Below are 12,916 nucleotides of genomic sequence, written 5' to 3'. Positions count from 1 at the left end.
GGACGCCAGTGTGGCCCTCGTAGCCGGTATCGATTCGTCTACCCAGTCGTGCAAAGTCATTGTCCGTGATGCCGATTCGGGAGAGCTGGTACGAGAAGGGCGGGCGGCGCATCCCGTCGGTACCGAGATAGATCCGGCATGCTGGCTCGAGGCGATGGACAGTGCAATCGCCGCAGCGGGTGGGCTCGGCGACGTCGCAGCCGTATCGGTCGGAGCTCAACAGCACGGCATGGTGTGTCTGGACAGTGGCGGCGAGGTCGTCAGACCGGCGTTGCTGTGGAACGACACTCGCTCGGCGAAGGCTGCGACCGATCTGGTCGAAGAGCTCGGCGGACCCAAGGCGTGGGCCGACGCAGTTGGTGTAGTTCCGGTTGCCGCGGTCACGGCAAGCAAGCTTCGATGGCTCGCAGATCACGAACCCGGCAACGCCGATCGCACTGCCGCGGTGTGTCTTCCGCATGACTGGTTGTCCTGGAAGTTGGGTGGGTCCGGCTCAATCGAGGAGCTTGCCACCGACGCGGGCGACGCCAGTGGAACCGGCTATTATGCTGCCTCGACGCGCGAATATCGTAAAGATTTGCTGGCGTTGGCATTTCGCGGTCGAACCCCGCATGTTCCCCGAGTTGCATCGCCGAACGAAAAGATCGGAAGTACACGTTCCGGAGGTATTGTCGGGCCTGGCACCGGTGACAATGCCGCAGCCGCACTGGGTTTGGGGGCAGTTCCCGGTGACGTGATCATCTCGATCGGAACATCCGGCGTCGTCTCGGCTGTATCGGCCACCCCCACGCATGATCCCGGCGGGAACGTGGCAGGATTCGCGGACGCAACCGGCCTGCACTTGCCGCTGGTGTGCACTCTCAACGGCGCGCGCATTCTTGATGCGACGGCGTCCATTCTCGGTGTCGATCACGCCGAACTGTCGCGGTTGGCGTCGACGGCGCCCCTCGGAAACGACGGGCTGGTCATGATTCCGTACTTCGAGGGTGAACGGACGCCCAACCGCCCTGACGCCACGGGGGCCATGCACGGATTCCGGCTGCAGAACTCGACGCCTGCGCACTTTGCACGAGCCGCAATCGAAGGGCTCCTGTGCGGCTTGGCCGACGGCGTCGACGACCTGGTTCGTCAAGGCGTCGAGGTGAAGCGAGTTCTCCTCGTGGGAGGCGGAGCGAAGTCGCGCGCTCTCTGTGAGATCGCGCCGGCAATTCTCGGAGTGCCGGTCGTGATCCCTGCTCCGGGTGAGTACGTCGCCGAAGGGGCATGCAGGCAAGCAGCATGGGCACTGTCCGGGGACACGCAGCCGCCGGTGTGGCCGAAACCGGAAGAGCGACGATTCGACGCCGAACCAGCTCCCCACGTGCGCGAGCGCTACGCGTCGTTGCGCGAACTCACCGAAGGTGTCTGAGCGCTCCCTACAGAAGCCCGAACTTCCGCACTGCGTCGAGTAGCGCGTGCGGGCGTTCGGTCGTCGGCAGGGGATCGACGAGTGCGAACTGGCAACCGACGTCACGGGCAGCGCCGTCGGCGATGTCGCTGTCACCGACCATCAGAGTCTGCGCCGCATCCACATCGAGTTGTGCGAGGGCGTACTCGAAGATCGCCGGTTCGGGCTTGACTGCACCCACCTCGAACGAGAGAACGAACTCGTCGACCCAGACGTCCCAGCCGCGGTCGGCGAACGCCGGACGGATGTCGAAGGCGATGTTGCTCAAGACGGCAGTGCGTATGCCCTTCTCCGACAGTGACTTCAGGACCTCGCCGGTATCCGGGTACGGCGACCACTGATCCGGATCGACCAGCAGGGCGTAGAAAGCTTCGGCCCGAACCGGATCGGGCACCCCGGACTTACTCAACACGTCGAGGTAAGCCTGACGATGCAACTTCGGATCCCGGTCGCGGTTCTCCCACGCGTAGATCCCCGCTTCGTCCATCTCCACGGTTCTGCCCACCGGCGCGGTCATCCGACGCATCAGCTCGGCTTGAGCGCGCACGTCGAGCGGATCGCCTTGGTGATCGACGAGGTGCTCGGTCCAATCGTCGCTCTCCTCCAAACGGAAGAGGGTTCCGGAGAAATCGAACAGCGTCGCGGCGATATGTCCGTCTTGATGGGCCGTGCTGTCAGTGTTCACCTCGACAGGTTATCGGCGTCCGCTTTCCGATGCGTGATGTGAGCCAGTGCACGCGTACTTTGAGAGAGCACATTTTCCGAGGTTCCCCCGACGGGCACGATTTCGATGCCCCGGATGAACCGTATGACGAGGGGGATCCTCCGTGTCCGACCACGCGAATACACCAGACCTGACGAAGCCGTCCGGCGAAGACCCCCACCTCTCACGTCAGCTGTCCAACCGGCATATCCAGCTGATCGCCATCGGTGGTGCCATCGGCACCGGACTGTTCATGGGATCGGGCAAGACGATCTCGCTCGCCGGGCCCTCCGTGATCTTCGTGTACATGATCATCGGATTCATGCTCTTCTTCGTCATGCGGGCGATGGGGGAGCTGCTGCTCTCGAACATGGCGTACAAGTCGTTCTCCGACTTCGCCGCGGATCTGCTGGGCCCCTGGGCGGGATTCTTCACCGGCTGGACCTACTGGTTCTGCTGGATCGTCACCGGCATCGCGGACGTCATCGCGATTTCCGGGTACTTCAAGTACTGGTGGCCAGGGCTCGCGGCGTGGATTCCTGCTTTGCTGACGATCGCGGCGCTGCTGCTCCTCAATCTCCCGACCGTTCGCGCCTTCGGTGAAACCGAGTTCTGGTTCGCGCTGATCAAGATCATCGCCATCGTCAGCCTGATCGTCGTCGGCATCGTCATGGTCGTCTCCGGGTTCACGGCGCCGAACGGTGCCACCTCCGGTATCGACAACCTCTGGAACGACGGCGGGATGTTCCCGACCGGATTCATGGGCTTCGTCGCCGGCTTCCAGATCGCCGTGTTCGCCTTCGTGGGTATCGAGCTCGTCGGTACGACGGCAGCCGAGGCGAAGGACCCGGAGAAGAACCTGCCGAAGGCCATCAACTCCATCCCCATTCGTGTCCTGCTGTTCTACGTCGTTGCACTGACCGTGATCATCGCGGTGACTCCGTGGCGTGAAATCAGCGCAGACAAGAGTCCGTTCGTCGCCATGTTCACACTCGCCGGCCTCGGCATCGCTGCATCTGTCATCAACTTCGTCGTGCTGACCTCCGCTGCATCTTCGGCCAACTCGGGTATCTACTCCACCTCGCGCATGGTGTTCGGCCTTGCGCAGGAAGGCGACGCACCGAGGGCCCTCGGCAAGCTGAACTCACGCAAGGTCCCCGCGAACGCCCTGATGTTCTCGTGCATCTTCCTGCTGGCTTCGTTGATCCTGCTGTTCTCGGGCGATTCCGTGATCGAGGCCTTCACCGTCGTCACGACCATTTCGGCGCTGCTGTTCATGTTCGTGTGGACGATCATCCTGGCGAGCTACATGGTGTACCGGAAGCGTCGTCCGCACCTGCACGAGGCGTCGAAGTTCAAGATGCCCGGCGGCATCGTGATGTGCTGGGTCGTGCTCGCGTTCTTCGTCTTCATTCTCTGGGCACTGACAACCAAGGACGACACCCTGCAGGCACTTCTCGTCACGCCGATCTGGTTCGTGGTTCTGGGCATCGCGTGGGCGATCATCCGGCGTCGACCCGCTCACCGGGCACGATACGACGCATTCAAGTCAGAACTGGACGCCAGCCGACAGAACGGCGAGAAATAGTTTTGGTCAAGATCGGGTAACGGTGGCGGCCGCCTTGATCAAACTGTTACATTCTTCGGCAGACAGAGGAGCGGGCTTCATCAGAAGGACGCTGCACGCCGACGACTGACGGAGTACACACTGTGGGAAACCACCACCGCACGGGCAATGACGATGTTGTCTTCGAGATCGATCCCGAGGCAGCAAGCGGCCGCCACCGCACCCCGTCGGCTGGCCCTGGTGCCGGTGTCAAGGCAGGTGTCGTAGCTGCGGCTACCGGTGCGCTCCTCGTCGGTGCAGGCCAGATGGGTGCAGGAACCGCTGCTGCGGCGCCGGCAACACAGACCATCGCCGGCATCGAAATCCCGCAGGGTCTGCTTCCCGAGGGCGTTGTCGTTCCGGCTGAATTGGCGGCACTTCCGGCTCTCGACATCCCCGAGCTTCCCGATTTTGCTGCCGACCTCAACACGCAGGCACAGCAGTTCCTCGCTGGGATCAACCCCGGCACCTCAGCTCGTACCGTGCAGCCGGTGTCCGGAACGCTGACCTCCACCTTCGGTTCGCGCTGGGGAGCACACCACGGCGGCCTCGACATCGCGGCTCCGATCGGTACGCCGATTCTGGCTGCAGCCGACGGCCAGGTCATCGACGCCGGCCCGGCGTCAGGTTTCGGCCTCTGGGTCCGCGTCCAGCACGACGACGGCACGGTCACCACGTACGGCCACGTCAACGACTACCAGGTCAACGTCGGCCAGCGCGTCAACGCCGGCCAGCAGATCGCCACCGTGGGTAACCGTGGCCAGTCCACCGGCCCGCACCTGCACTTCGAGGTTGCCGAGAACGGCGCAAAGGTCGATCCCGCAGCGTGGCTGCAGGCTCGCGGCGTAGCTGTCACCTGGGTCGACAACTCGTAGAAGAAACTTTCGGAGAACTGCGGTGGCGTCGGGAAATTCTTCCCGGTGCCACCGCAGTTCTCGTTTGTCGGTGACACCGGACGGATAGCCTTCAGTGACGTTGATCGTCGAAGGGGGAATGCGCAATGGGTGCAGAGGTCACGGCGCGAGAATTCACCAGAGCCGACCGTAGGCTCTTTCGTAAGAAGGTGCGCTCGTGCGTCGACGCCATGAAGCAGATGCTCGACGGTGGTGACTTCCGAGACGCCGTCGACAAGCCCGCTCCGCTGTTGGGCATGGAGATCGAGTTCAACCTCGTGACCGGCGACATGACGCCCGCGATGTCCAACCGTGAAGTGCTCGAATCCATCGACGACTCTGCGGTTTTCCAAACCGAGCTCGGACAGTTCAACGTCGAGATGAACGTCGAGCCCGGCCCACTCACCGGTGATGCGACTTTCGAATTGGAGAAGAAACTGCGGGCGTCCCTCGACGTCGCAGACGCGCGAATCCACGCGCACGACGCCGAGATGGTGATGATCGGGATGCTGCCGACACTGCAGCTCGAGCATCTCGATCGTGAGTGGATCACCGCCAACCCGCGCTACGAATTGCTCAACGAGCAAATTTTTGCCGCGCGAGGAGAGGACATCGAACTCGACGTCGAAGGTGTCGCGCTACCCGGTGGCGACGTGGAAATCCTTCGGGCCGACACCAATTCGGTGGTGCCGGAGGCGGCTTGTACGTCCATGCAGTTGCACCTGCGCGTCGCGCCGGAAGAATTCGCAGCGCACTGGAATGCCGCGCAGTGTCTGGCCGGAGTACAGGTGGCGCTTGCGGCCAATTCCCCTTTCCTGGCAGGGAAGGCGCTTTGGCACGAATCACGCATTCCGATCTTCGAACAGGCAACGGACACCCGAACTTTCGAGCTCAAGAACCAAGGTGTGCGACCGCGAGTGTGGTTCGGTGAGCGGTGGATCCATTCGGTTCTCGACCTGTTCGAGGAGAATTCACGGTACTTCCCGGCGCTGCTCCCTGATGTCTCGGACACCGATCCACTGGAAGTGCTCGCGGCGGGCGGGGTTCCGGAGTTGAGCGAGCTTCAGATGCACAACGGCACGGTCTATCGCTGGAATCGGCCTGTCTACGACTGCTCGGATGGCAAGCCGCACTTGCGTATCGAGAATCGGGTGCTGCCGGCCGGGCCGACCGTCGTCGACATCATGGCCAATGCGGCCTTCTACTACGGAACCGTTCGCGCATTGGTGAACGCGGAGCGGCCACTGTGGTCGCACATGTCGTTCCATGCGGCCGAAGAGAACCTGCACATCGGCGCCAAGTACGGACTCGACGCCACCCTGTACTGGCCGGAGATCGGTTGGGTCGGTGCCGACGAGTTGGTCCTGCGAAGGCTGCTGCCGTTGGCGGACGAGGGTTTGGCCGACTTCGGATTGTCCGCCGCGGCCCGCGATCGGTACCTCGGCGTGATCGAAGGGCGGTGCATGAATCGGCAGACCGGTGCCGCCTGGCAACGCGAGCAAGTGGCGCACGCGGAGGCCTCGGGCGCGGACCGCTCGACTGCGCTCACCGGAATGCTCCGCGGTTACGTGGAGAACATGCGGACGGGAGATCCTGTTCACACCTGGTCCTGATTGCTCTGCTAATTCTCCTATCCGTCAACAGTTTCGGGGACCTAAGTCCCCGAAATGAAGAGGGGGCGACCCCAAAAAAGCCGGACAAGTGGGATGGTTAGAGTGAAAGTGGCTCGGTTACTTCTTCAGGAAGGTGGGCACATGAGTTCACGCGAACATAACAGTGTTGTTGTCGGAGTCGAGGGTTCGGACACTGCGTCCACAGCGCTCCGCGAGGCCGCGAAAATCGCCGCCCAGCGCGAATTGCGACTCGACATCATCCACGCTCTCGACTTCGCGCCTTACGGTTTCGGCGGACCGTACGTCGACGCGGGTGGGGTGTACGAATGGGTCGAAGAGGCCGGAAAAGCGATCTTGGCAGAGGCGGAACAATTCGCCCGTGAGATCGATCCGAAACTCGAAGTTCACACCGAAATCGCCATCGGCAGCGCAACTCAGTGGCTGATCGAGAGTTCGGCACAGGCCAGGCGGGTCGTTGTCGGAGCGTCGGCGTCAGGCAAGGCGGCGACAGCAGTCCTCGGCAATACCGCGGTCGGTGTGGCCAGTCACGGCAAGTGTCCGGTCATCGTCGTCCGAGACCGCGATGGTGCGGTGCCCTCGGAAGGACCCGTAGTGGTCGGCGTCGACGGCAGCGCGTTGAGCGCCCAGGCCGTCGGTGCGGCTTTCGAGGAAGCGTCGTTCCGCGGAGTCGAGTTGGTGGCGTTGCACGTGTGGAGTGACCTCGGCAGTGCGGCATTCGAAGACCCGAGGGCCGCTGCGCTTGCCCCGCAGTCTCTCGAAGAGGAAGAGCATGCGGTACTCAGCGAGAGCTTGGCCGGATGGTCCGAGCAATACCCGGACGTGAAGGTCCGGCGCGAGGTATACCTCGACAACCCACGCGGACGGCTGCTGGACTGGTCGGCAAAAGCGCAGCTCGTCGTAGTCGGAAGCCGTGGTCGCGGTGGATTCCGCGGCATGTTGCTCGGCTCGACCAGCAACACCCTGATCGCTTCGGCCAAGTGCCCCGTCATGGTGGTTCGCCCCGAAGAATCCTGACCCTCGACAGGCTCTCCCACTACCCCGTTCATTTCGGTCATCGAATATGAACGGGGTAGTCACATGAATGCGGACTCAGGTTCCGTAGTGTTCGATGTGAGTAAGTGTTCGATGGGAGTACCACTGCTCGTGTGCGCGTCGCACACGGCAGCAATCGTCAGGATTGGGGTTACAACGTGCGTATCGGTATGGGTTTGAACTACAGCGGCGGGTTCGCCGAAACCGTCGAAGAGGTCGGTGACCTGGAGAAGGCGGGCCTCGACATCGCCTTCGTCCCGGAGGCGTATTCCTTCGACGCCGTCAGCCAGCTCGGTTACCTGGCGGCCAAGACGTCGACCATCGAACTCGCTTCGGGAATCTTTCAGATCTACACCCGTACGCCCTCGTTGACCGCCATGACGGCGGCGGGCCTCGACTTCGTCTCCAACGGTCGCTTCGTGATGGGACTGGGCGCTTCCGGACCGCAGGTGATCGAGGGGTTCCACGGCGTCAAGTACGACGCTCCGCTGGGACGCACACGTGAGGTCGTCGAGATCTGCCGTCAGGTATGGCGCCGCGAGAAGGTCGAGTACCAGGGCAAGTACTACCAGGTTCCCCTCCCCGCCGAGAAGGGCACCGGACTCGGAAAGCCGCTCAAGCTGATCAATCATCCTGTGCGTGAGCGCATCCCGATCCTGATCGCTTCGCTCGGACCCAAGAACGTCGAGCTGACGGCGGAAATCGCCGAAGGCTGGGAACCTATCTTCTTCCATCCGGAGAAGGCAGCAAGCGTGTGGGGTGAGCCGATCGCCAAGGGCAAGGCCAAGCGCGATCCGAGCCTCGGTGAGCTTCAGGTGTACGCGTCGCCGGCACTGGCCATCGGTGACGACGTCGACCACATGCTCGACTGGGTACGCCCGAGCCTTGCGCTCTACATCGGTGGCATGGGCGCCAAGGGCAAGAACTTCTACAACGATCTCGCGGTGCGCTACGGCTACGAAGAGGCCGCCGAGAAGATCCAGGATCTCTACCTCGCGGGCAAGAAGGACGAAGCCGCAGCAGCAGTGCCGGACGAACTGGTTCGCGCAGTGTCGTTGATCGGTCCCGAGAGCTACGTCAAGGAACGCGTCGCAGCCTTCGCCGAAGCCGGTGTCACGACGCTCAACGTCACGCCGTTGGCGGCCGACCGCAACGGCCGAGTGCAGCTGATCGAGAAGTTCCGCAAGATTTGTGACTGACCCTGCTGTGCGCCTTTATTAACCGCCGGCGGTTAATAAAGGCGCACAGCAGAGCGGGTGGTTCAGGATCTCCTGCGTACGAAACCCGATTTTGGGCGCTTGTTGACAGGACTTTTTTCACTTCTGACCGGTCGGGTTCTTCACCTAACGTGGATCGAGTAGCCAGGGTTTGCGTGCGAATCCGGCACCGGTGGCCTCGTTGACGCCCGAAAGGGATGTTGGCGGGGCCGTTGCCGCAGTCCACCCGAACACCCAATGTCCGATTCGGGACTCGCGTCGGCTGATGAATCCTTTTTGCCGTCATTGGGCAATAGTGTGAGGGCGAAGAGATTCTGTGGTCGATTGTGGAGGGACGAACATGAGTGCAACCAAACCCGTCGTCGTAGCGGTAGACGGTTCGGAATCGGCGTCGTCGGCTGTCGTCTGGGCGGCGAGGACGGCAGTGGCGCTCGGTCGACCGCTCCACATCGCGACGGTGGTGCACATCCCAGTCTTCTACTACTCCGAGCCTTACCTCGCCGAGAGCTTCAAGGACGAACTGCGGCGCACTGCCACCGCTCGTCTGGACAGCGCACAGATCCTCGCGCGGCAAAGCATCGACGACGACCTCGAGATCGTCACCGAACTGCTCGACGGCAGCGTCTCCGATCGCTTGATCGAATTGTCCAAGGGTGCGTACATCATTGCGCTCGGCCCTCGCGGGCACGGCGAATTCACCGGATTGGTCGTCGGTTCTGCGACGGTCTCGGTTGTCTCGCACGGCGAATCTCCGGTTGCAGTTGTCCGAGGACGGACGCTCGACGGTCGGCCGCCGACCGAGGGCCCCGTCGTCGTCGGTGTCGATGGATCCGAAAGCAGCATCGAGGCAGTCGAGCACGCTTTCGAGCAGGCCTCCGCGCGGGGCGCTACCTTGATTGCCGTCAACGTGTGGAGCGACGTGAGTGTGCAGCCCTCGTTGGGCGCCACCCCCGACGACCCACTGTGGAGCAGCATCCAGACGGGTGAGGAAGTTGTCCTCGCCGAGCAATTGGCCGGATTCACCGAGCGTTTCCCGGACGTCGTCGTCGAAAGAGTCGTCGCGCGTGACCGGCCGGTCCGAGTCCTGAGCGAATACGCGGAGACGGCGCAGTTGATAGTCGTCGGCAGTCGCGGGCGCGGCGGATTCGCAGGAATGCTCCTCGGATCGACCAGTCGGGCGCTCCTGCACACCGCGGATTGCCCGGTTCTCATCGTCCGGCACGTCAACAAGTGAAGAGAATGCATTCCATGAGTTCTGAGTCCACCGTCTCCGGTACCGTTCGACGTGAGATGTCTTTTGGAGGGGTTCGATGACAACGCGGATATTCCTGGTCGACGATCACGAGATCGTCAGACGCGGATTGTTCGACCTACTCGGTGGGGTCGAGGACTTCGTGGTGGTGGGCGAGGCGGCGTCCGTGGGGGAAGCGCTGGCCGCGGTACCGCAGAGCAACGCCGACGTCGCTGTTCTGGACGTACGCCTGCCTGACGGCAACGGCGTCGAACTGTGCCGAGAACTCCGCTCGATGCTTCCCGACCTCCGCTGCCTGATGCTCACGTCGTACGCCGACGACGAGGCGTTGCTCGACGCGATCATGGCGGGCGCCTCGGGATTCGTCCTCAAGCAGATTCTCGGAACCGATCTGGTCGCTGCAGTCCGCACAGTCGGGCGTGGCGGTTCACTGCTCGACAGTCGTGCAACCGAGGCGCTGATGCAGCGGATCCGCAGCGACCGTACAGCTGATCCGTTGGCCGAACTTTCCGATCAGGAGCGAGCAGTCTTCGACCTCATCGGAGAAGGGCTCACCAACCGGGAGATCGGCGCGCGATTGTTCCTCGCGGAGAAGACGGTCAAGAACTACGTGACGCGTCTGCTCTCGAAGCTGGGCATGCAGCGTCGTACTCAGGCTGCGGTGCTGGCGACCGAAATCCGTAGCGGCAGTCGCTAGGATCTAACGACCGGATTTCGGTCGATTCGAGTTGGTGCGACCGAGCGGTACTCGCCAGAGCAGGCGTGCACCGCTCGGATCGTGATTGACGATCGTGCACGTACCGCCGCAATGTTCGGCGCGGCGCTCCAGATTGTGCAGTCCACTCTTGTGGAAGTCGGAGGGGAGTCCGACGCCGTCGTCCTCGATCGTGATCGCAAATTCGACGTCCGCGGTGACAGCGATGGTGATGTGGCGTGCGTGTGCATGCCGAAGGACGTTGCTCAACCCCTCACGCAGCACGGCTTCGGCGTGCTGGTGGATCCCGGGATTCACCAGAGTGTCGATGGCGCCGGAGAATTGGACGCTCGGGGTCACCGCGGACTGTGCGGTGGCGTCGCCGATGACATCGAGGAGGCGTCGGCGCAGGCTCGACGAATCGGTGGCCGTCGGAGTCTGCAGATCGAAGATGGTTGTCCGAATCTCGCGGACTGTCTTGTCGAGCTGTTCGAGAGATCGTTTGACAATCGCGCGCGCCGACTCCGGGAGGGTCTCGTCCGGAAGCGTGCTCTGCAGGCTCATTCCGCTCGCGAACAGTCGCTGGATGACGTTGTCGTGCAGGTCTCGTGCGATGCGGTCGCGGTCGGCGAGAACGGACAACAGGCGTTGCGCCTTTTGTTTCTCGTCGAACTCGATTGCAACGGAGCCGAGTTCGGCCATCGACTCGATCCGGGTCAGTTCGTCGTGATCCCAGTGTGTGTTGGTGGAATTCGACGCCACGATGACCGCGCCGACTACACCCGAGGCGACGCACATCGGTGCCACTACCGCACTCCCAGCCGACGGCACCAGTTCGGTGAGTGCGCCTAAAGTGGTGAGTACCTGTAGCTTTCGAGTGCTCCGCACCACGTCGAACGGATAAGTGGTCGCCGGGATTCTGACGCCACGTGACGTGGTCCGGGCGCTGGCCGCGGCGTGAACCTGTGCGTAGCCGTTCTCGCAGATCACCACGATCACGTCGTCGACGCCGGTCAGGTCCCGAACGCGACTGGCAAGAAGTTGCAGGCCGTCCTCGAGCGAGTCACCGGCCAGCAACCGCGAGCGGATGGCAGATGTTGCGGTGAGCCATCTTTCACGAGTTCGTGACTGCTCGAACAGTCGGGCGTTTTCCACAGCGATACCGGCTGCGATGGCGAGGGCTTCGAGAATGACCTCGTCTTCCTGGGTGAACTCGGCCTGTCCCCGTTTCTCGGTCAGGTAGATGCTTCCGAACACCTTTCCCCGCATCATGATCGGCGCTCCGAGGAAGCTCTCCATCGGTGGATGATTTGCGGGGAATCCCACCGATTCGGGATGGTCGCCGAGATGGGCCACACGCAAAGTCTGCGGGTGATTCATCAGAACACCCAGCACGCCATGACCTTCGGGGAAATGTCCCATGGTCGCGCGTTGGGACCCGGAGATTCCCTCGTACACGAATTCCGAGAGCCCGCCCCCCGGCGCCGCGACCCCCAGGGCGCCGTAGCGGCAATCCAGAACCGTTGTCGCAGAGGTGATGATCCGTTGAAGCGTCAGGTCGAGGTCCAGGCCGGAGCCGACCACCAGGACCGCCTCGAGCAGGCGGTGGAGTGTCGGTATGTCGGCATTGGAATCGCCCAGGCGGTCGAGCAACTCGCCGAACGTACGTGCCGGACTGTGACCCGAAGCTTCGACCATGGTCGAAGCATATCGCCTCACCGAACGTCAGCTCTCCTGGCGGCGACCTTCCCACCACGACGACCAGTGATGCTTGATCTCGTCGAACTCGTCATCGCTCAGGTCGTAGGTGGTCAGCAGGATGGACATGCCTCCGTCGGGCCGCTGCGCCGTCACCGACTGGGTGGCGACAGACAGCAAGCCAGGGCCGAGATCCTCGACTGTCAACCCGAATTGGTGGTCGGTGACGTAGTCGACGACGCCTTCGAAATAGTCGCCGGGAGCGATTGTCACCGCGTACCGACTTCCCGCTTCCAATTCGATTTCGGTGAGCCCGAGGACGCTTGCCACGTTCTCACCGGGGAGCAGAAGGCCGTCGAGATAAATGGTTCTACGCTCGGCCAGTCCGTGGTGCTCCACTGCGAATCTGAGCAGCTGGAGGAATGTCGTCCAGCCCTCGGTGATGTCGTCGTACCAGTCGTCGTCGGCAGATTTGGCCGGTCGGTCGATGCGGACGACCGTCTTGCCGTCCTGTTCGCGAAGTGAGAAACGGTCGCCGTTTCCGAGTTTCAGCGTCAACGCTTCGGGGTCGGCCTCAGCGGTGGAGTAGATCTGGGTGATTTCGTCGTCGAGTCCGTCGTACTCCCAGCCGAACCAACGTCGAATCAGCGACGGGTCGCGCAGCGCGGGCCAGAGTACGGACGGGGCTGCGACGATGGACACTTCGATCACGGTTTCGCTCACGCGGAAGACGCTACCGA

General features: G+C 62.7%; 11 protein-coding genes. 8 read left to right on the top strand and 3 right to left on the bottom strand.

Annotated elements, in window-relative coordinates; all coding sequences use genetic code 11:
- Nucleotides 1-10: 10 nt before the first annotated feature.
- Nucleotides 11-1,408, top strand: a complete 1,398-nt coding sequence (xylB, locus tag EHW12_RS22230) for a xylulokinase (RefSeq protein WP_064443887.1) — start codon at nucleotides 11-13, stop codon at nucleotides 1,406-1,408.
- 7 nt (nucleotides 1,409-1,415) lie between these two features.
- Here xylB and EHW12_RS22225 read toward each other — a convergent pair whose 3' ends face one another.
- Nucleotides 1,416-2,132, bottom strand: a complete 717-nt coding sequence (locus EHW12_RS22225) for an HAD-IA family hydrolase (RefSeq protein ID WP_125051768.1) — start codon at nucleotides 2,130-2,132, stop codon at nucleotides 1,416-1,418.
- Nucleotides 2,133-2,274: 142 nt separating this feature from the next.
- Here EHW12_RS22225 and cycA point away from each other — a divergent pair, with 142 nt between their 5' ends.
- The 7 genes from cycA (at nucleotide 2,275) to EHW12_RS22190 (ending at nucleotide 10,481) form a co-directional block, all read left to right on the top strand.
- Entirely contained in the window at nucleotides 2,275-3,738 is a 1,464-nt protein-coding gene (gene cycA, locus EHW12_RS22220) for a D-serine/D-alanine/glycine transporter (protein WP_030534902.1), read from the top strand.
- A 122-nt stretch (nucleotides 3,739-3,860) separates the two neighbouring features.
- Complete coding sequence (locus EHW12_RS22215) at nucleotides 3,861-4,631, top strand: M23 family metallopeptidase (protein ID WP_003946431.1); 771 nt, start codon at nucleotides 3,861-3,863, stop codon at nucleotides 4,629-4,631.
- Between the two features lie 125 nt (nucleotides 4,632-4,756).
- Complete coding sequence (locus EHW12_RS22210; protein WP_050654664.1) at nucleotides 4,757-6,262, top strand: glutamate-cysteine ligase family protein; 1,506 nt, start codon at nucleotides 4,757-4,759, stop codon at nucleotides 6,260-6,262.
- Between the two features lie 141 nt (nucleotides 6,263-6,403).
- Nucleotides 6,404-7,297, top strand: a complete 894-nt coding sequence (locus tag EHW12_RS22205; RefSeq protein WP_007727672.1) for a universal stress protein — start codon at nucleotides 6,404-6,406, stop codon at nucleotides 7,295-7,297.
- A gap of 176 nt (nucleotides 7,298-7,473) precedes the next feature.
- Nucleotides 7,474-8,514, top strand: coding sequence for an LLM class F420-dependent oxidoreductase (locus EHW12_RS22200; protein WP_007727670.1), 1,041 nt, complete (start codon nucleotides 7,474-7,476; stop codon nucleotides 8,512-8,514).
- 358 nt (nucleotides 8,515-8,872) lie between these two features.
- Entirely contained in the window at nucleotides 8,873-9,766 is an 894-nt protein-coding gene (locus EHW12_RS22195; RefSeq protein WP_073512715.1) for a universal stress protein, read from the top strand.
- A 76-nt stretch (nucleotides 9,767-9,842) separates the two neighbouring features.
- Nucleotides 9,843-10,481: a response regulator transcription factor gene (locus EHW12_RS22190; protein WP_003946380.1), complete on the top strand. Its 639-nt coding sequence runs from the start codon at nucleotides 9,843-9,845 to the stop codon at nucleotides 10,479-10,481.
- A gap of 3 nt (nucleotides 10,482-10,484) precedes the next feature.
- Here EHW12_RS22190 and EHW12_RS22185 read toward each other — a convergent pair whose 3' ends face one another.
- Both EHW12_RS22185 and EHW12_RS22180 read right to left on the bottom strand, forming a co-directional pair.
- Entirely contained in the window at nucleotides 10,485-12,176 is a 1,692-nt protein-coding gene (locus EHW12_RS22185) for a GAF domain-containing protein (RefSeq protein ID WP_042921348.1), read from the bottom strand.
- A gap of 27 nt (nucleotides 12,177-12,203) precedes the next feature.
- Nucleotides 12,204-12,899, bottom strand: a complete 696-nt coding sequence (locus tag EHW12_RS22180) for a hypothetical protein (protein WP_073512716.1) — start codon at nucleotides 12,897-12,899, stop codon at nucleotides 12,204-12,206.
- Between the last annotated feature and the right edge of the window lie 17 nt (nucleotides 12,900-12,916).

It is taken from the genome of Rhodococcus sp. NJ-530 (assembly GCF_003860625.1).
GTDB classification, from domain to species: Bacteria; Actinomycetota; Actinomycetes; order Mycobacteriales; family Mycobacteriaceae; genus Rhodococcus_F; species Rhodococcus_F qingshengii.
Note: the sequence above shows the minus strand (reverse complement) of the source record. Positions and strands in the feature narration are given on the sequence as shown.